13 protein-coding genes are annotated in these 19262 nt (G+C 63.8%); 11 read left to right on the forward strand and 2 right to left on the reverse strand.

All coding sequences use genetic code 11. The features are described 5' to 3' along the window. Positions 1-2 precede the first annotated feature (2 nt). The 10 genes from BerOc1_RS02640 to BerOc1_RS02685 all read left to right on the forward strand — a co-directional run bounded on the left by BerOc1_RS02640 (position 3) and on the right by BerOc1_RS02685 (position 17053). Entirely contained in the window at positions 3-566 is a 564-nt protein-coding gene (locus tag BerOc1_RS02640; RefSeq protein ID WP_071544163.1) for a DNA-3-methyladenine glycosylase I, read from the forward strand. Positions 567-900: 334 nt separating this feature from the next. Continuing rightward, complete coding sequence (nifJ, locus tag BerOc1_RS02645; RefSeq protein ID WP_071544164.1) at positions 901-4491, forward strand: pyruvate:ferredoxin (flavodoxin) oxidoreductase; 3591 nt, start codon at positions 901-903, stop codon at positions 4489-4491. 110 nt (positions 4492-4601) lie between these two features. Continuing rightward, positions 4602-6311 carry an L-lactate permease gene (locus BerOc1_RS02650; protein WP_071544165.1) on the forward strand — a complete coding sequence of 570 codons (1710 nt, stop codon included), beginning with the start codon at positions 4602-4604 and terminating at the stop codon, positions 6309-6311. A 139-nt stretch (positions 6312-6450) separates the two neighbouring features. Continuing rightward, the gene (locus BerOc1_RS02655; protein ID WP_071544166.1) at positions 6451-7836 is read left to right on the forward strand and encodes an FAD-binding oxidoreductase; all 1386 of its coding nucleotides are present in this window, start codon (positions 6451-6453) and stop codon (positions 7834-7836) included. Positions 7837-7845: 9 nt separating this feature from the next. After that, complete coding sequence (locus BerOc1_RS02660) at positions 7846-9126, forward strand: (Fe-S)-binding protein (RefSeq protein WP_071544498.1); 1281 nt, start codon at positions 7846-7848, stop codon at positions 9124-9126. A 33-nt stretch (positions 9127-9159) separates the two neighbouring features. Continuing rightward, entirely contained in the window at positions 9160-11274 is a 2115-nt protein-coding gene (gene pta, locus BerOc1_RS02665) for a phosphate acetyltransferase (RefSeq protein WP_071544167.1), read from the forward strand. After that, entirely contained in the window at positions 11275-12477 is a 1203-nt protein-coding gene (locus BerOc1_RS02670) for an acetate/propionate family kinase (RefSeq protein ID WP_071544168.1), read from the forward strand. Between the two features lie 60 nt (positions 12478-12537). After that, on the forward strand, positions 12538-13164 hold the full coding sequence (locus tag BerOc1_RS02675) for a LutC/YkgG family protein (RefSeq protein ID WP_071544169.1): 627 nt from the start codon (positions 12538-12540) through the stop codon (positions 13162-13164). 2 nt (positions 13165-13166) lie between these two features. Next, complete coding sequence (gene ldhH / locus BerOc1_RS02680; RefSeq protein WP_071544170.1) at positions 13167-15317, forward strand: L-lactate dehydrogenase (quinone) large subunit LdhH; 2151 nt, start codon at positions 13167-13169, stop codon at positions 15315-15317. Positions 15318-15475: 158 nt separating this feature from the next. Next, positions 15476-17053, forward strand: coding sequence for a methyl-accepting chemotaxis protein (locus BerOc1_RS02685; RefSeq protein WP_071544171.1), 1578 nt, complete (start codon positions 15476-15478; stop codon positions 17051-17053). 79 nt (positions 17054-17132) lie between these two features. On the opposite strand, the gene BerOc1_RS02690 is transcribed toward BerOc1_RS02685, so the two are convergent. Together BerOc1_RS02690 and BerOc1_RS02695 are read right to left on the reverse strand one after the other, a co-directional pair. Then, positions 17133-17405: an HU family DNA-binding protein gene (locus tag BerOc1_RS02690; RefSeq protein ID WP_071544172.1), complete on the reverse strand. Its 273-nt coding sequence runs from the start codon at positions 17403-17405 to the stop codon at positions 17133-17135. A gap of 162 nt (positions 17406-17567) precedes the next feature. Further along, entirely contained in the window at positions 17568-18308 is a 741-nt protein-coding gene (locus BerOc1_RS02695; protein ID WP_071544173.1) for a septal ring lytic transglycosylase RlpA family protein, read from the reverse strand. Positions 18309-18485: 177 nt separating this feature from the next. Between BerOc1_RS02695 and BerOc1_RS02700 the strand changes: the two genes are divergently transcribed. Further along, positions 18486-19262 carry a substrate-binding periplasmic protein gene (locus tag BerOc1_RS02700; RefSeq protein WP_071544174.1) on the forward strand — a complete coding sequence of 259 codons (777 nt, stop codon included), beginning with the start codon at positions 18486-18488 and terminating at the stop codon, positions 19260-19262.

Consider the following 19262-nt stretch of genomic DNA (forward strand, 5'->3'; position numbering starts at 1 on the left):
TGATGGCCGACTTCGATTCCTACTGCGACTTCTGCGCCGCGCGCGACAAGGACGACGTGGACCGCGTCTACCACGACACCCGGTACGGCTTCCCGGTCACGGACGACACCGAACTCTTCGCCCTGCTGGTCCTGGAGATCAACCAGGCCGGGCTAAGCTGGCGGACTATCCTCAACAAGGAACAGAACTTCCGCAAGGCGTACCACGGCTTCGACATCCCCACCGTGGCCGCGTACGGGGAATCGGACCGGGCCAGGCTCCTGGCCGACGCCGGGATCATCCGCAACAAACTCAAGGTCAACGCGGCCATCCACAATGCGGGCGCCATCCTCGACCTGCAGCGGGAGCACGGCTCGTTCAAAGACTGGCTGGACGCCCACCATCCCCTGGACAAGGCGGAATGGGTCAAGCTCTTCAAAAAACGCTTCAAATTCGTGGGCGGCGAAATCGTGGGGGAATTCCTCATGAGTTCCGGCTACCTGAAAGGGGCGCACGTGGACTCCTGCCCGATCCACGAAAAGATACTCGCGGCCGGTCCGGCCTGGGCCGGAACCTCTGCGCGATGACACAAGATATCCCCGTATTCCGACGTATTCCGGCCTGTCCTTTTTTTCGGACAGGCCGGTTTTTTTTGTCCGCTCGCGCCCGTCACGGATGGAACGGCCCCAAAGCCGGAACTTTATCATGTCCGCAGCGGCCGTTCCGTCCTATTTTTCAGACTGCACCTATTTCCGGGATCTCCTCTCCCAGCGCCACATTCCCGTAACACATCGCAATTCCGGATGATTTTAAAATTCACAAAGTTGGCACGGATGTTGAGTAAGGATCGTGTCATCAAATGAACGGGTCCGCTCGGCGGACGCCAAGAAATTCCGACGACCCACAATAGGAGAAGTACGAATGTCCAAGATGAAAACGATGGATGGCAACACCGCCGCCGCCTGGGTGGCCTATGCCATGAGTGAAACCGCCGCCATCTACCCCATCACGCCCTCGTCCACCATGGGGGAGATAGCCGATGAATGGGCCGCGCAAGGCCGCAAGAATATTTTCGGGCAGACCGTCGAGGTCCGCCAGCTGCAGTCCGAGGCCGGTGCCGCGGGCGCCGTGCACGGCGGTCTGGCCGGCGGCGCGCTGACCACGACCTTCACAGCCTCACAGGGCCTGCTGCTGATGATCCCGAACATGTACAAGATCGCGGGCGAACTGCTGCCCTGCGTGTTCCACGTGTCGGCCCGCGCCATCGCGGCCCACGCCCTGTCCATCTTCGGCGACCACCAGGACGTCATGGCCTGCCGCCAGACCGGCTTCGCCATGCTTGCCGCAGCCAGCGTCCAGGAAGTCATGGACCTCTCCCTGGTGGCCCACCTGTCCACCATCGAGGCCAGCGTGCCCTTCGTCTCCTTCTTCGACGGCTTCCGGACCTCCCATGAGATCCAGAAGATCGAGACCATCGACTACGCCGACATGAAGCCCCTGCTGAACATGGACAAGGTGGCCGCCTTCCGCAAGCGCGCCATGAACCCGGAACATCCGGACGTTCGCGGCACCGCCCAGAACCCGGACATCTACTTCCAGGGCCGCGAGGCTTCCAACTCCCACTACGAGGTCATCCCGGCCATCGTCGAGGAGTACATGAACAAGGTCTCCGCCCTGACCGGCCGCGACTACAAGCCGTTCGACTATGTGGGCGCGCCCGACGCCGAGCGCGTGATCATCTCCATGGGCTCCTCCTGCGAGACCATCGAGGAAGTGGTCAACCGCCTGGTCGCCGAGGGCGAAAAGGTCGGCCTGATCAAGGTCCGCCTGTACCGCCCGTTCTCGGCCAAGCATTTCCTGGCCGTGCTGCCCGATACCGCCAAGTTCGTGTCCGTGCTCGACCGCACCAAAGAGCCGGGCGCCCTGGGCGATCCGCTGTACCAGGACATCAGCACCGTGTTCCTGGAACAGGGCAACGGCCCCGTCCTCACCGCCGGCCGCTACGGGCTGGGCTCCAAGGAGTTCACCCCGGCCATGGCCAAGGCGGTGTTTGACAACATGGCGGCGGACGCCCCCAAGCTCCACTTCACCGTGGGCATCGAGGACGACGTCACCAATGCCTCCCTCGTCACGACCGGGACCCTGGACACCACCCCTGAAGGCACCGTCCAGTGCAAGTTCTGGGGTCTCGGTTCCGACGGGACGGTCGGCGCCAACAAGCAGGCCATCAAGATCATCGGCGACAACACCGACATGTACGCGCAGGGCTACTTCGCCTACGACTCCAAGAAGTCCGGCGGCATCACCATCTCCCACCTGCGCTTCGGCGAAAAGCCCATCCAGTCCACCTACCTGGTCACCGCCGCCGACTACGTGGCCTGCCACAACCCGAGCTACGTGCACCTGTACGACGTGCTCGACGGCATCAAGGACGGCGGGACCTTCGTGCTGAACTCCCCCTGGACCGCCGAGGAGATGGACAAGGAACTGCCCGCCGCCATGCGCCGGACCATCGCCGAGAAGAAGCTCAAGTTCTACACCGTGGACGCGGTCAAGATCGCCGGTGAAGTGGGCCTGGGCGGCCGCATCAACATGGTCATGCAGACCGCCTTCTTCAAGCTGGCCGACGTCATTCCGTTCGACCAGGCCGTCTCCCTGCTCAAGGGCGGCATCGAAGCCGCCTACGGCAAGAAGGGCCCGAAGATCGTCGAAATGAACTGCGCCGCCGTGGACAGGGCCTCCGACGCCATCGTCGAGATCCCGGTCCCGGCCGCCTGGGCGAGCCTGGCCGACGACGCCAAGACCGACGCCAACGAGCCCGATTACGTCAAGAACATCATGCGCCCGGTCCTGGCCCAGAAGGGTGACGACCTGCCGGTCTCCGTGTTCTCCGAGGACGGCACCGTGCCGGTCGCCACTTCCAAATACGAGAAGCGCGGCGTGGCCATCAAGGTCCCCGAGTGGATCATCGACAACTGCATCCAGTGCAACCAGTGCGCCTTCATCTGCCCGCACTCCGCTCTGCGCCCGGTCCTGGTGACCGAGGACGAAATGAAGGACGCCCCGGCCTCCTTCGCCGTTCAGGACGCCAAGGGCAAGGAAGTCAAGGGGATGAAGTACCGCATGCAGGTCAACACCATGGACTGCCTGGGTTGCGGCAACTGCGCCGACATCTGCCCGGCCAAGGAAAAGGCGCTGGTCATGAAGCCCATCGCCACCCAGACCGATGCGCAGGTGCCCAACTTCGACTTCTCCGAGACCGTGTCCTACAAGGACGCCTTCAAGCGTGATTCCGTCAAGGGTTCCCAGTTCAAGCAGTCGCTCATGGAATTCTCCGGCGCCTGCGCGGGCTGCGGCGAGACCCCGTACGTCAAGGTCCTGACCCAGCTGTTCGGCGAGCGCATGATCATCGCCAACGCCACGGGCTGCTCCTCCATCTGGGGCGCTTCGGCTCCCTCCACCCCCTACTGCACCAACCGCGACGGCTTCGGCCCGGCCTGGGGCAACTCCCTGTTCGAGGACGCGGCCGAGTTCGGCTTCGGCATCGAGATGGGCGTGAACAACCGCCGCAAGACCCTGGTCGCCAAGTGTGAAGAGGCCCTGTGCGGCGCTTCCGCCGACGTCAAGGCCGCCCTGGAGGGCTGGCTGGCCGCCAAGGACGACGCCGAGGCTTCCGCCGAGGCGGGCGCGACCCTGAAGGCCGCGCTGGACGGCGCCACCGACGAGAACCTCAAGGCCATCGCGGCCGACGCCGATCTGTTCACCAAGAAATCCGTGTGGATCTTCGGCGGTGACGGCTGGGCCTACGACATCGGCTACGGCGGCGTGGACCACGTGCTCGCCTCGGGTAAGGACGTGAACATCCTGGTCATGGACACCGAGGTGTACTCCAACACCGGCGGACAGTCCTCCAAGGCCACCCCGCTCGGCTCCATCGCCAAGTTCGCGGCCGCGGGCAAGGGCACCGGCAAGAAGGACCTGGGCCGCATGGCCATGACCTACGGCTACGTGTACGTGGCCTCCGTGGCCATGGGCGCGGACAAGCAGCAGCTGATCAAGGCCTTCAAGGAGGCCGAGGCCTACAAGGGACCCTCGCTGGTCATCTGCTACGCCCCGTGCATCAACCAGGGCATCAAGAAGGGCATGGGCAAGACCCAGCTCGAGCAGAAGCTGGCCGTGGCCTCCGGCTACTGGCCCCTGTACCGCTTCAATCCCGAACTCGCCGAACAGGGCAAGAACCCGTTCATCCTGGAGTCCAAGGCTCCCGACGGAACCCTCCAGGAGTTCCTGTCCGGCGAAAACCGCTACGCCATGCTGGAACGGTTCCATCCGGAACTGTCCAAGGCGTTCCGCGCGAAACTGGAAAAGGACTACGCCGATCGCTACGCCATCCTCACCTACCTGGCCGATGCCGACTACGGCAAAGGCGAGCTGGATGAGCCTGCCGCCTGCGAAACCGGCGTGTCGGCCGAAGCCCCGGGTTCCGGTGAACCCTGCGACGACGGCAGATAATAGTTAGAGGCATGTGCGGGACGGGGTGTTGCGGAGGCTTCTGCCTGACCCGTCCCGCACATCTGTTCAAACCGTGAGGACCGCTCCTCACACCTATGGAGGTTTTTTGAATGTCTAATGAAGTGCTCGCGTTAATCGCGCTGCTGCCCATCCTGGTGGCGCTCGTACTCATGGTCGGCCTGCGCTGGCCCGCCACCAAAGCCATGCCCCTGGCATGGCTGACCGCCGCAGCCGGCGCGGTTCTGGCCTGGAGCCTGCCCGTGGCCTATGTCGCCGCCCTGACCCTGCAGGGCTTCGTCACGGCCATCGGCATCCTGATCATCGTTTTCGGCGCCATCCTGATCCTGCGCACCCTGCAGCATTCCGGCGGCATGGAGACCATCCAGCACGGCATGCAGAACATCACCCCGGACCGCCGCATCCAGGCGATCATCATCGGCTACATGTTCGCCGCCTTCATCGAAGGCGCCGCCGGCTTCGGCACCCCGGCCGCCCTGGCCGCCCCGCTGCTGCTCTCCCTGGGCTTCCCGCCTCTGGCCGCGGCGATCATCTGCCTGGTCTTCAACTCCTTCCCGGTCACCTTCGGCGCGGTCGGCACCCCGGTCGTCCTGGGCCTGAAGTTCCTGGCTCCCGGCGTGGACGCCGCGGTCAAGGCCGGCACCCCGGGCCTGAATTTCGCCAACATGGGCGATTTCATCATGCTGGTCGGCCAGTGGGCCACCCTCATGCACCTGGCCATGATCTTCATCCTGCCGATCTTCATGCTCGGCTTCATCACCCGCTTCTTCGGCCCCGAGCGCAGCTGGAAGCCCGGCTTCGCCGCCTGGAAGTTCTGCATTTTCGCCGCCGTGGCCTTCACCATCCCCTACCTGATCTTCGCCTGGAACGTCGGTCCCGAGTTCCCGTCCCTGATCGGTGGTCTGATCGGCCTGGGCATCATCATCGTCGGCGCCAAGAAGGGCTTCTGCATGCCCAAGAACAACTGGGACTTCGGCGATCCGGCCAAGTGGGATCCCGAATGGACCGGCTCCGTGTCCGCGGACGCCTCCGAGTTCAAGGCCCACATGAGCCAGTTCCGCGCCTGGCTGCCCTACATCCTGATCGGCCTGATCCTGGTCGTGACCCGCATCCCCGAGCTCGGTCTCAAGGGCATGCTGGCCAGCCAGGCTATCAAGTTCACCAGCATCCTGGGCTTCAAGTCCGTCAATGCCTCCATCGCCTACCTGTACCTGCCCGGTACCATTCCGTTCATCCTGGTCGCCCTGCTGACCGTGCTCATCCACGGCATGCCCGCCGACAAGGTCAAGCTGTCCTGGTCCCAGGCCATCAAGACCATGAAGAACCCGACCATCGCCCTGTTCGCGGCGGTCGCCCTTGTCTCCATCTTCCGCGGTTCCGGCATCGCCGACGCCGCCCTGAACCCGCACTCCTACCCGTCCATGCCTCTGGCCATGGCCAAGGCAGTGGCCGCCATCGCAGGCAACGCCTGGCCCATGGTGGCCTCCTTCGTGGGCGGTCTGGGCGCGTTCATCACCGGTTCCAACACCGTTTCCGACCTGCTCTTCGCCGAGTTCCAGTGGGGCGTCGCAGCCCAGCTCGAGCTGCCGCGCCAGATCATCGTGGCCGCGCAGGCTGTCGGCGGCGGCATGGGCAACATGGTCTGCATCCACAACATCGTGGCGGCCTGCGCCGTTGTCGGTCTGTCCGGCATGGAAGGCCTGATCCTCAAGCGGACCATCTGGCCCTTCCTGCTGTACGGCGTTGTGGTCGGCATCGTGGCCTCGCTGATGAGCTTCGTGTTCCTGCCCGGCCTGTTCTAACCCTGGAGATCAACAGGGAGGCGGGCAAACGCCCGCCTCCCGTTCAACCGTCAACCGAAGTGTCCGCCTGCTTCACCCCATAACGAAACAAGCCCCGGGACTTCCCACGGGGATCACAATTTTTCTTTAGGAGTCGACCATGACCAAAGAAGCGATAATCAAAGAATTCGAAACCATAGCCGGTGCCGAAAACGTTATGACCGGCGAGACCGACCGTCACGCCTATTCCTACGACGCCGCCGTCCTCGACTCTGTCATGCCCGCCCTGGTCGTCCGTCCCAGGACCAGCGAGGTCCTGGGCGCCGTGACCAAGCTCTGCAACGACAACGGCCTGCCCCTGACCGTTCGCGGCGCGGGCACCAACCTGTCCGGCGGCACCATCCCCCATCCCGGCGGCGTGGTGGTCCTGACCAACGGCCTGAACCGCATCCTCGAGATCAACGAGGCCGACATGTACGCCGTGGTCGAACCCGGCGTGGTCACCGCCCAGTTCGCGGCCGAAGTGGCCAAGCGCGGCCTGTTCTATCCCCCGGATCCGGGCTCCCAGGCCGTGTCCACCCTGGGCGGCAACGTGGCCGAGAACGCGGGCGGCCTGCGCGGCCTGAAGTACGGCGTGACCAAGGACTACGTCATGGGCATGGACTTCTGGGACGTCAACGGCGAACTGGTCAAGACCGGCTCCCGGACCGTCAAGTGCGTCACCGGCTACAACCTGGCCGGCCTGATGGTCGCCTCCGAGGGCACGCTGGGCGTGTTCGACAAGATCATCCTGAAACTCGTTCCCCCGGCACAGGCCGCCAAGTCCATGATGGCCGTGTTCCCGTCCATGAAGGCCGCCTCCGAAACCGTGGCTTCGATCATCGCCAACAAGATCGTCCCGGCCACCCTGGAGATGATGGACAACTTCACCATCCGCACGGTGGAGAACTTCCGCGGCGCGGGCCTTCCCGTCGATGCCGCCGCCCTGCTGCTCATCGAGGTGGACGGCCACCCCGGCCAGGTCGCCGACGAGGCCGCCGTGGTCGAGCGTATCTGCAAGGAGAACGGCGCCACCGAGCTGCACGTGGCCAAGGACGCCGCCGAGCGCGACGCCGTCTGGCAGGCCCGCCGCGACGCCCTGCCCGCCCTGGCCAACCTCAAGCCCACCTGCGTGCTCGAAGACGCCACCGTGCCCCGCTCCAAGATTCCGGCCATGATCGAGGCCCTGGAAGAAATCGCCAAGAAGCTCGACCTGACCATCGGCACCTTCGGCCACGCGGGCGACGGCAACCTGCACCCGACCATCCTGACCGACAAGCGCAACAAGGAAGAGTGGGAACGCGTGGAAAAGGGCATCGACATGATCTTCGACAAGGCCCTGTCCATGGGCGGCACGCTGTCCGGCGAGCACGGCATCGGCCTGGCCAAGTCCAAGTACCTGGCCCAGGAGACCTCCAAGGCCACCCTGGCCTACGCCCGCCGCATGAAGTCCGTTCTCGATCCCAAAGGCATCCTCAACCCCGATAAGATCGTCGGCGCCGAATAGGTGATCACCATGGCCGATATTCATAAACTCGCACAAATGTTAAAGGAACTGGACGACCAGCTGGTCGGGTGCATGCGTTGCGGCATGTGCCAGGCGGTCTGTCCGATCTTCAAGCTGAGCGGCAAGGAAACCGACGTCACCCGGGGCAAGCTGGCCCTGCTCGACGGCCTCGCCTCCGAGATGCTCACCGATCCGGAGGGCGTCAACGAGAAGCTCAACCGCTGTCTGCTCTGCGGCACCTGCCAGGCCAACTGCCCGTCCGGCGTGTCCGTCATGGACATCTTCCTCAAGGCCCGCGCGATCATGACCGGCTACTTCGGCCTGTCTCCGGCCAAGAAGGCCATCTTCCGCGGCCTGCTGAAGAACCCCAAGCTGTTCAACGCCCTGACCGAAATGGGCGCCAAGTTCCAGGGGATCTTCACCAAGAAGGTGGACGATATGCTCGGTTCATCCTGCGCCCGGTTCAACGCGCCGATCATCGCCGACCGGCACTTCAACACCCTGGCCAGCAAACCGTTTCGCAAGATCGTCCCGGAGATGGACACCCCGGCCGGATCCTCCGGCCTGCGCGTGGCCTTCTACGTGGGCTGCGTCATCGACAAGATCTACCCCCAGGTGGGCGAGGCCATCCTCAAGGTGCTCAAGCACCACGGTGTGGGCGTGTACATGCCCTCGGGCCAGGCCTGCTGCGGCATTCCGGTCCTGTCCAGCGGCGACACCTCCACCTTCGACACCCTGGTGGGCATGAACGTCGACATCCTGAAGGAAGGCGAGTTCGACTACCTGGTCACCGGCTGCGCCTCCTGCACCTCGACCATCAAGGAACTGTGGCCCCACATGTACAAGGGCGATTCCTCCCGGACCTACGACATCGGCGTGCTGGCCCGGAAAACCATGGACATCAGCCAGTTCCTGGTGGATGTATTGAAAGTGGAACCCAAGGAGCTTGCAGGCGGCAGGAGTGTGACCTACCATGATCCCTGTCACTTGAAGAACTCCCTGGGCATCACGGCCCAGCCCCGGACCCTGATCAAGGCGGCCGGGTGCGACTTCAAGGAAATGACCGACGCGGGCACCTGCTGTGGCTGCGGCGGAAGCTTCAATATCGCCCACTACGAGCTGTCCCGCGAGATCGGCAGCCGCAAGGCGGACAACATCATCGCGTCCAAGGCCAAGGTGGCGGCCACCAGCTGCCCGGCCTGCATGCTCCAGATCACGGACATGCTGTCACAAAAAGGAGCCGACATGAGCGTCAGGCATGTCATAGAACTCTATGCCGACTCCCTATAACGGATAATCAACGGCAAACAACAAGGAAAAACCATGTCCAAGAACCTGTACGTGAGCGCCACCGAGGAACGCAGCGGCAAGTCCGCCGTGGTCCTCGGGGTCATGCAGATGCTCACGAGGGAACTCCACAACGTCGCCATCTTCCGGCCCATCATCAATGATCCGGGAGAAGGGAAAAAGGACCACGACATCGCTCTGATGATCGATCACTTCAAGCTGTCCATTCCCTACGAAGACACCTACGCCTATACCCTGAAGCGGACCCGCGAGTTGATCAACTCCGGCCAGCACGCCCTTGTGCTCGAGAACATTCTCAACAAGTACAAGACGCTGGAGGAGCAGTACGACTTCGTGCTCTGCGAAGGAACCGATTTCAAGGGCAAGGACCCCGCCTTTGAATTCGATCTCAACGCGGACATCGCCGCCAACATCGGCGCTCCCATGCTGGTGGTGACGTCCGGCCGCGAGAAGGCCCCGGAGGAAGTGGTCAACATCTCCCAGACCACCTTGGACACCCTGGCTGAAAAGGGCGTGGACTCCCTGGCCTGCATCGTCAACCGCGCGCCCGAAGGCATGACCGACGAACTGGTCCGCCACATCGAGCGCAAGGGCGGCCAGGAGCCCATGCCCGTTTACGTCATCCCCGAGGACGAGGCCCTGGGCAAGCCGAGCATCAACGACGTGCGCCGCTGGCTCGACGCCGACGTCCTCTACGGGCACTCCGGTCTGCAAACCCTGGTCGACAACTACCTGGTAGCGGCCATGCAGATCGGCAATTTCCTGCAGTACATCCGGCCCGGCAGCCTGATCATCACCCCGGGCGACCGCTCGGACATCATCCTGTCCAGCCTGGCCTCCCGGCTGTCCAGTTCCTACCCGGACATCGCGGGCATCGTCCTGACGGGCGGCCTGGACGTGTCGGTCAACGTGCACAAGCTCATCGAGGGCTGGACCGGCGTGCCGGTCCCGGTGCTGTCGGCCAAGGGCCACACCTACCAGACCGTGCAGGACCTCAACTGCCTGTACGGCCGCATCGAGGCGGACGACTACCAGCGCATCGCCACCGCGCTCGGCGGCTTCGCCCAGCACGTGGACGTCAACGAACTGCGCGACCGCGTGGTCGAGAAGCGCTCCACCAAGGTCACGCCCAAGATGTTCGAGTACTCCCTCATGGACAAGGCGTCCCGCAACCCGCAACGCATCGTTCTGCCCGAGGGCCCGGAGGAGCGCATCCTGCGCGCCGCCGACATCGTCCTGCGCCGAGGCGCGGCCGAGGTCATCCTGCTGGGCGACGAGAAGACCATCCGGACCAACGCCTCCAACTACGGCGTGGATGTTTCCGGCGCGCAGATCATCGACCCGTCCAACTCGGACCTGCTCGACCCGTTCGCCGAGGAATATCTGGAACTGCGCAAGCACAAGGGCATGATCGCCGAGCAGGCCTGGGACCGCATGGCCGATCCGACCTACTTCGGCACCATGATGGTCCACAAGGGCTTTGCCGACGGCATGGTCTCGGGCTCCATCAACACCACGGCCCACACCATCCGGCCGGCGTTCGAGTTCGTCAAGACCAAGCCGGGCAGCTCCATCGTGTCGAGCGTCTTCCTGATGTGCCTCAAGGACCGCGTCCTGGTCTACGGCGACTGCGCCGTGAACCCCAACCCCGACGCCAAACAGCTGGCCGAGATCGCCCTGGGCTCCGCCGAGACCGCCAAGATCTTCGGCGTGGAGCCGCGCGTGGCCATGCTCAGCTACTCCACCGGCTCGTCCGGCAAGGGCGAGGACGTGGAAAAGGTCATCGAGGCAACCAAGATCGCCCGCGAGCTCATGAAGGAGCGCGGCCTGGACATCCCCCTGGAGGGACCGATCCAGTACGACGCGGCCATCGACCCGGACGTGGCCCGGGTGAAGATGCCGGATTCCGACGTGGCCGGAAAGGCCACCGTGTTCATCTTCCCGGACCTGAACACCGGCAACAACACGTACAAGGCAGTGCAGCGGGCCGCCAACGCCGTGGCCATCGGCCCGGTTCTCCAGGGCCTGAACAAGCCGGTCAACGACCTGTCCCGCGGCTGCACCGTTCCCGATATCGTCAACACAGTAGCCATCACGGCCATCCAGGCCCAGGCTGAAAAAGGTGAATAGATGAAAGTTCTCGTGATCAATTCAGGCAGCTCCTCCATCAAGTACCAGCTCATCGACATGAGCGATGAATCCGTCATGGTCACCGGCCTGGTGGAGCGCATCGGCGAAGACATGGGCAGCCTGACCAGCAAAACCTTCCCCGGCACCGACAGGGAAGTCAAAACCGAGATCGAAAAGCCCATCCCCACCCACGGGGTGGGCCTGGAGATGTCCATCGATCTGATCTGCAAGGGCGAAAACGCGGTCTGCGCCATGGACGAGATCGACGTTGTCGGCCACCGCGTGGTGGCCGGCGGCGAGAAGTTCAACGTGCCGGTGGTCATCACCGAGGACATGTGGCCCGACCTGACCGAGACCGAGCGGCTGGCCCCCCTGCACAACCCCGCCAACCTGGGCGGGGCCAAGGACGCCACCAAGCTGTTCCCGGGCGTGCCCCAGGTCCTGGTCTTCGACACCGCCTTCCATCAGACCATTCCGCCCCACGCCTTCATGTACGCCCTGCCGTACGAGTACTACGAGGAGGACCACATCCGCCGCTACGGCGCGCACGGCACCTCCCACAAGTACGTGGCCAACGAGTGCGCCCGGCTCATGGGCAAGCCCGTCGAGGAGATGAACCTGATCACCATCCACATGGGCAACGGCGCTTCCATGTCGGCCGTCAAGAACGGCCTGTGCGCCGACACCTCCATGGGGCTGACCCCGCTCGAGGGCCTGGTCATGGGCACCCGGTCCGGCGACGTGGACCCGGCCGTGCACAACTACCTGGCCGTGAACCGGGGCCTGGACATCGCCGCCATCGACAACATCCTGCACAAGGAATCCGGCCTCAAGGGGTTGTGCGGCATGAACGACATGCGCGACATCCACGCGGCCGTGGAAAAGGGCGACGAACGCGCCAAGCTGGCCCTGAACGTCCAGACCTACCGGACCCGCAAGTACATCGGCTCCTACATGGCCGTGCTGGGCCGGGTGGACGCCATCGTCTTCACCGCCGGCATCGGCGAGAACGACGACATCGTCCGCGCCGAAACCATCGAGGGGCTGGAGCCTTTCGGCATGAAAATCGACCCCGAAGCCAACGGGATCAGGTCCAAGGAAGCCCGCAGGATCAGCACCGCTGACTCCGACGTGGCCATCTGGGTCATCCCGACCAACGAGGAACTGGCCATTGCCCGCGAGGCCGTGGCACTCATCAAGTAAACCGACCCGTTGCGGAGGCCCAAAAGGGCCTGGGGTCAAACATACATGGAGGTAGGTACCATGCCTTCCAAGGAAGACCTGTACCAGTTATTCGTGGAAAAGGCGGAGCTTGTGGCCGCCAAGGTGACGAGCATCGCCAGTGAGGACGATGCGCTCAAATATGTCATCAACCTGTGTGGAGAAAAGGAGGCCTGCCAGCTTCTGGTCAGCGGCTGCGAAGCCGATCTGTCCGACAAGGCCGAGGCGCTCTGCGATACCAAGCAGAAGAAGGTCATCGCGGCGCCGGGCCTGAATGAGGACCTGTACAAGAAGCTGGCGGCCCAGGCCAAGAAGGCCGGGTTCGAGTGCATCGACAAGGGCATGCGCGACCATCTGGCCGGCGTGGACATCGGCTTCACCTACGCCGAGTACGGCATCGCCGACACCGGCACGCTGATGCTCGACTGCCCCGGCGAGGAGATGCGCCTGGCCACCATGGTCAGCGAGTTCCACGTCTGCGTGTTGCCCAAGTCCAAGATCAAGGCCAACACCTATGCCGTGGAAAAGATGATGCTGACGCGGATGAAGAAGACGCCGGACTACCTGGCCTTCATCACCGGCCCCAGCCGGACCGCCGACATCGAGCGCGTCCTGGCGCTCGGCGTCCACGGCCCCCTTGAATTGCACATCCTGCTCCTGGAGGACTAGCCATGCAGAAAGCTCACAACCTCAAGGAATACCGCGAGGAACTTCACGAAACGCTGGAAAACGATTTCCTGCGTACCTCACTGGACAACTTCGCCATTGCCTACCGTACCAACCGCGCCAACATCTTCAAGGACATCGACGTCCGTGGGCTGATCCAGGAAGTCGCCGCGTCCAAGGACGCGGCCGCCCAGAACTCGGAGGCCCTGTTCAAGGAGTTCAAGAAGAATGCCGAGGCCGCTGGTGTCCATGTCCACTTCGCCAAGGACGGCGAGGAGGCCAACCGCATCATCACCAAGATCGCCAAGGACGCGGACTGCAAGAAAATCGTCAAGTCCAAGTCCATGACCGCGGAGGAGACGCTCCTCAACCACGACCTGGAAGACGCCGGTATCGAAGTGACCGAGACCGACCTGGGCGAGTGGATCATCCAGCTGCGCCATGAGGGCCCGTCCCACATGGTCATGCCGGCCATCCACCTGTCCCGCTACCAGGTGGGCGATCTGTTCACCGAGGTGACCGGCAAGAAGCAGGACACCGAGATCGAGAAACTGGTCAAGGTGGCCCGCCGCGAGCTGCGCCAGAAATACGTCGAGGCCGACATGGGCATCTCCGGCGCCAACTTCGCCATAGCCGAGACCGGCGGCATCGGCATCGTCACCAACGAGGGCAACGCCCGCCTGGTGACCACCCTGCCCCGCGTCCACGTCGCCCTGATGGGCATCGACAAGCTGCTGCCCAACCTGCGGGACGCCTTGCGCATCCTCAAGGTCCTGCCGCGCAACGCCACCGTACAAAACCTGACTTCCTACGTCACCTGGATCACCGGCAACAACGAATGTCTGGCGGCCGAGGACGGCAAAAAGGAAATCCACTACGTGGTCCTGGACAACGGCCGGAGCGAACTGATCAAGGACCCGGTCTTCTCCCAGATCAACCGTTGCGTGCGCTGCGGCGCCTGTGCCAACGTCTGCCCGGTCTACCGGCTGGTCGGCGGGCACAAGATGGGCCACATCTACATCGGCGCCATCGGCCTGATCCTGACCTACTTCTTCCACGGCAAGGAAAAGGCCAAGAACCTGGTCCAGAACTGCATCAACTGCGAGGCGTGCAAGGACGTCTGCGCGGGCGGCATCGACCTGCCGCGCCTGATCAAGGAAGTCCACGCGCGCATCCAGGACGAGGACGGCCATCCGCTGCCCAGCCTCCTGCTCGGCAAGGTCCTCAGGAACCGCAAGCTGTTCCACACCCTGCTGCGCACCGCCAAGTGGGGCCAGAAGCCCGTGGCCGAGAAGGACGGATTCATCCGCCATCTGCCCATGATCTTCTCCAAGGAGCACAAGTTCCGCGCCCTGCCGACCATCGCCGAGACCCCGTTCCGCGACTGGTGGAAGGAGAACCGGCCCCAGGTGGACAATCCCAAGTACCGGGTGGCCCTGTTCTCCGGCTGCGTCCAGGACTTCGTCTATCCAGAGCAGATGCAGGCGGCCGTGGACGTGTTTGCGGCCAACGGCGTGGCCATGGAGTTCCCGGAGAAGCAGTCCTGCTGCGGCCTGCCCGTGCAGATGATGGGCGAGACCAAGGCGTCGCGCGACGTGGCCGCGCAGAACCTGCGCGCCTTCGAACCGGACGCCTACGACTACATCGTCACCCTGTGCGCCTCCTGCGCCGCGCACCTCAAGCACAACTACCCGAAGCTGGTCATGGATAAGCCGTCGCTGAAGCTGCGCGCCGACGCGTTCTCGGCCAAGATCATCGACTACTCGTCCTTCGTGAACGACGTGCTCAAAGTCGAGGCCAAAGACTTTACGCAGACTGGTGAAAAGGCTACCTATCATGCTCCCTGCCACCTGTGCAGGGGGTTGGACGTGCATGAAGCGCCGCGCCAGCTCATCGAAAAGAGCGGGCTGGAATACGTGGAATGCGCCGAGGAAGAGGTCTGCTGCGGTTTCGGCGGCACCTTCTCCATGAAGTTCCCGGAACTCTCGGCCGAGCTGCTCAAGAAGAAGCTCGACAACGTCGAGGCCACCGGGGCGGACACCCTGCTGACCGACTGCCCCGGCTGCATCATGCAGCTTCGCGGCGGCCTCAAGCGCCGCGGGTCCAAGGTCCAGGTGAAGCATGTGGCCGAGGTCATGTCCAAGAACAAGAAATAACCGGCTTTGCCGTAATATTTGAGGCTCTCCGAAGGTAAGGACCGCAATCCGCAGAAGCACCCACACCCTGCTTCCTCCTGAACGAACCGGCCTCAAACGGGTTCTCCGTCCACCCACGGGCGGAGAACCCTCCTTATTTATAGCCCAGGGATACAACCATGTTCCAGAATACCCCCTTTTGCTTCAAATTGTCCGCCGGGCTCTACGGAGCCGCCCTGCTCGTCTCGGCCGTGGCGTCCGCCGTCGTCTTCTTCCTCTTCGGCACCGCGACCATCGGCATGCCGGTCGTCGCGGCCATGATCGCGGCCTTCACCCTGCTGGGGGTGGTCATCCTGTGGGTCCTGCACGGCTCCCTGGTCCGCCCGGCGGCCGTGCTTTCGGACTTCACCGGGCACATGCTCGCCGAGGAATACGGGCGGGCCGACAGCGACGCCCTGGCCGCCGCCGTGCCGGGCCTCGGCGCCCAGATCGGCGAACTGGCCTCGCGTTACAAGGAACGCCTCGGCTTCGCCCGCTCCATTCTGCACGGCCTGCCCATCCCCTGCGCCATCGTGGACACGGACCAGCGGCTGACCTACCTGAACCGCGAATGTCTGGACATGCTCGGCTCGCGCGAGAAGCCCGAGACCTACTACGGCCGGATGATCTCGCAGGTCTTCTACAAGGACGACCGTCGGTCCAAGATCGCGGACAGCATGGCCGACGACACCCGGGACATGAACGTCGAGGCGGTCTTCAAGCACGCGGACGGCAGCGACATCCACGTGCTCATCAACCTCTTTCCCCTGCACGACGTGGAGAACAGGGTCATCGGCGGCTGTTGCCTGTATATGAACACCACCGAATTGAAACGGCGCGAGCGGGAAATCACCAGCCAGAACGAGCGCATTTCCACCGCGGCACGCGAGGCCACGGCCGTCTCCGAACAGCTGGGCGAAGCGTCCCGGACCCTGGCGGGGCTGGTCGACCGGGCCCGGCAGGGCTCGCACGAGCAGACGGACCGGACCACCGAAACCGCCGCAGCCATGGAGGAGATGAACGCCGCCGTGCTCGAGGTCGCCCGCTTCGCCCAGGAGGCGGCCCGCGATGCCCGCGCCGCCAGCGACCAGGCCTGCGAGGGCGAGGCCGTGGTCGGCCAGGTCATCGAGGCCATCGACGAGGTTTCGCGGCACGCCTCGGGGCTCAAGCAGTCCATGGAACAGCTGGACCACCGGGCCGAGGAGATCGGCGTGGTCCTCGGCGTCATCGAGGACATCGCGGATCAGACCAACCTTCTGGCCCTGAACGCGGCCATCGAGGCGGCCCGCGCCGGCGAGGCAGGACGGGGCTTCGCCGTGGTCGCGGACGAGGTCCGCAAGCTGGCCGAAAAGACCATGAACGCCACCAGCGAGGTCCATTCGGCGGTCAAGGGCATCCAGGACGTGGCCCGGCAGAACGTCAAGGCCACACAGACCGCCGTGGGCTCCGTGACCCGGAGCACCGAACTGGCGGGCCGCTCGGGGGAGGCCCTGACCTCCATCCTGTCCACCACCCGGGGCACGGCCGACCAGGTCCACTCCATCGCCGCAGCCGCCGAGCAGCAGTCCTCGGCCAGCGAGCAGATCAGCGCGGCCACGGCCGAGGTCACCCGGGTCTGCGAGGACACCGACGAACTCATGGTCGAGGCATCCAAGGCCATAGATCACCTGGCCGAGTTGGCCCGGCGCCTGTCCGGCGTGATCGCCGAGATGCAATAACCCGCCCGTTGACCCGGGCGAAAGAAAAGCCCCCTTGGCTACGGCCAAGGGGGCTTTTCTCTCAAAAACAGCCTCGCAGCTACTTCACGGCGTCCTTCAGGACCTTGCCGGGCTTGAACTGGGCGACCTTGCAGGCCGGGATGTTCAAAGCGGTGCCGGTGCGGGGATTGCGACCGGTGCGGGCCTTGCGCTCGCTCACGCTGAAAGTGCCGAAGCCGGTCAGGGTCAGTTTGTTGCCGGCGGCCAGTTCTTCCTGGATGGTGTCCAGAATGGCGTTCATGGAGGCCTCGGCCTGGGCTTTGGAAGTGCCGATCTTTTCAGCGATCTTCGCTACGAGTTCAGCTTTGGTCATAAAAAAACTCCTATAGTGGTTTGTTGATGCTATTTACATGTGACACGCAAATACGTCTCTCGTGTCATACACTCTTGCCAGGGATATGGGAAGCGCAAATGCGCTGCCCACGGAAAGTTCATACACAAAACCGGGAAGCTATGCCACCACTTCGGTTGAATTTCAACTGAGAATATAACAGGTCGGGAATGAGTCCTTCAGGGCCTCCATGACACGCTCGGCCTGATCCCTGGATTTGAAGCTCCCGGCCAGGACGATATGCAGGATCTGGCCGCCTCGGTCGACCACGGAAATGTTCGCGCCGCTGTAGCCCCGGGCCAGCAACTGTTGATGCACGCGCAGGGCGTTGTCGCGCACGGCAAAGGCTCCGACCCGGACACTGTAGAGCTTGCCCGGCGCATTCGCAAGCCTTGCGGGCACGACGTTCGCGTCCAGGGAGGTGACCCGAACCTTGGCCACGCCGGTCTGCACGGTGCCGAGCTTCTTGGCCGCGCCGTAGGACAGGTCCAGAATGCGCTCGTTCACGAACGGGCCCCGATCGTTGATGGTCAGGACCACGGAGCGCTGATTCTCCAGGTTGGTCACCCGCACCCGGCTGCCCAGGGGCAGGGTCTTGTGGGCCGCGGACACGCCATACATGTCGTAGGTCTGCCCGTTGGCCGTCCGCTTGCCGTGAAAGTCCGCCCCGTACCAGGAGGCCATGCCGATCTCGTCGTAGCCCGCAGCGGACTTGAGCGGATAATAGGTCCTGCCCAGGACCGTGTACGGCTTGGTCTTTGGATCGTATTCCCCCCGTTTGGCGGACGGCGTGGAATAGACGTGCTGCGGATAGGGATTGACCGTACCGCATCCGGCCAGGGCCAGAAGGACCGATATGATGAACAGGGTTGTCAGCTGACGCATGCTTCCTCCGTCCTGCACGCAGGGAACGGGAGATTGTCTCGATTAAGTCTAGAAAACCGTAGAGGAAGTGAGCGTAAAAAGCAATGCCCCGCGCCGCGTCCCCGGCGACACCCGGGGGCGTCTTGTTGACGGGTCCGGTCAATCCTAGTATTTTCCGCGCCAGGTGACAAACACGCAATGAAATCAACCATCCCGAAGTCCCGCTGCCTGGCATTGAGCTTGCTGCTGCTCTGCCTCCTTGGCCCTGCCCGGGCGCACGCCCTGGAAGGAACCATCCTTCTGGGGGGCCCGCACGAGGGATGGCCTCCCTTCTTCATCCCCGCCGCCGACGGGGAACCGGCCACGGGGATCATGCCCGACGTGTTGCGGGCCGTGGCGAACCGCCTCGATCTCAAAGTGGCCGAGGTCTACTACCCCGACAAGCGGGCCATGCTCTATCTGGCCGACGGTAGCCTGGACTCCTGGCCAAAATCCGAAAAGTGGGTCGACGATCCGCAACGATACCTGTGGACCGACCCGGTGGTCGTATCCACGGACGTCGTCGTGTACCGGAAACAATCGCCGATCCCCTTTCAATCCCCCGAGGATCTGATCGGCAGAAACATCTGCGTGGTCCTCGGCTATTCCTACCCGACCTTGGAACCGCTTTTCGACCAGGGCCTGATTCGTCCCTGGAAGGCCCCTTCCACGAAACTCATGCTGAAGATGCTCGGCCGAGGCCATGTCGACGGCGCGGTCTGCAACCGGTTCGTCGCCCAATGGATTCTGCGCGAGGACGAGGGACTGAACCCCGAGGATTTCGCCTTTGCCGAGACCGCGGTGGACTCCGCCCCCTACCGTTTCGCCTTCACCCGGGCCGGCAATTGGGAAGGATTCATCGAACGCTTCAACCGGGAGCTCAAGGCCATGCGCGAGGACGGCCGTCTCGAGGCCATCCTGAAGCGCTACCAATAG

It is taken from the genome of Pseudodesulfovibrio hydrargyri, from assembly GCF_001874525.1.
Classification (GTDB): domain Bacteria; phylum Desulfobacterota; class Desulfovibrionia; order Desulfovibrionales; family Desulfovibrionaceae; genus Pseudodesulfovibrio; species Pseudodesulfovibrio hydrargyri.

Excerpts from the sequence above, each read along its gene's own strand:
- BerOc1_RS02695 (WP_071544173.1), bottom strand. The coding sequence starts at position 18,308 with ATGCGTCAGCTGACAACCCTGTTCATCATATCGGTCCTTCTGGCCCTG.
- BerOc1_RS02700 (WP_071544174.1), top strand. The coding sequence starts at position 18,486 with ATGAAATCAACCATCCCGAAGTCCCGCTGCCTGGCATTGAGCTTGCTG.
- BerOc1_RS02690 (WP_071544172.1), bottom strand. The coding sequence starts at position 17,405 with ATGACCAAAGCTGAACTCGTAGCGAAGATCGCTGAAAAGATCGGCACT.
- BerOc1_RS02640 (WP_071544163.1), top strand. The coding sequence starts at position 3 with ATGGCCGACTTCGATTCCTACTGCGACTTCTGCGCCGCGCGCGACAAG.
- pta (WP_071544167.1), top strand. The coding sequence starts at position 9,160 with ATGTCCAAGAACCTGTACGTGAGCGCCACCGAGGAACGCAGCGGCAAG.
- nifJ (WP_071544164.1), top strand. The coding sequence starts at position 901 with ATGTCCAAGATGAAAACGATGGATGGCAACACCGCCGCCGCCTGGGTG.
- BerOc1_RS02660 (WP_071544498.1), top strand. The coding sequence starts at position 7,846 with ATGGCCGATATTCATAAACTCGCACAAATGTTAAAGGAACTGGACGAC.
- BerOc1_RS02655 (WP_071544166.1), top strand. The coding sequence starts at position 6,451 with ATGACCAAAGAAGCGATAATCAAAGAATTCGAAACCATAGCCGGTGCC.
- BerOc1_RS02670 (WP_071544168.1), top strand. The coding sequence starts at position 11,275 with ATGAAAGTTCTCGTGATCAATTCAGGCAGCTCCTCCATCAAGTACCAG.
- BerOc1_RS02675 (WP_071544169.1), top strand. The coding sequence starts at position 12,538 with ATGCCTTCCAAGGAAGACCTGTACCAGTTATTCGTGGAAAAGGCGGAG.
- BerOc1_RS02685 (WP_071544171.1), top strand. The coding sequence starts at position 15,476 with ATGTTCCAGAATACCCCCTTTTGCTTCAAATTGTCCGCCGGGCTCTAC.
- BerOc1_RS02650 (WP_071544165.1), top strand. The coding sequence starts at position 4,602 with ATGTCTAATGAAGTGCTCGCGTTAATCGCGCTGCTGCCCATCCTGGTG.
- ldhH (WP_071544170.1), top strand. The coding sequence starts at position 13,167 with ATGCAGAAAGCTCACAACCTCAAGGAATACCGCGAGGAACTTCACGAA.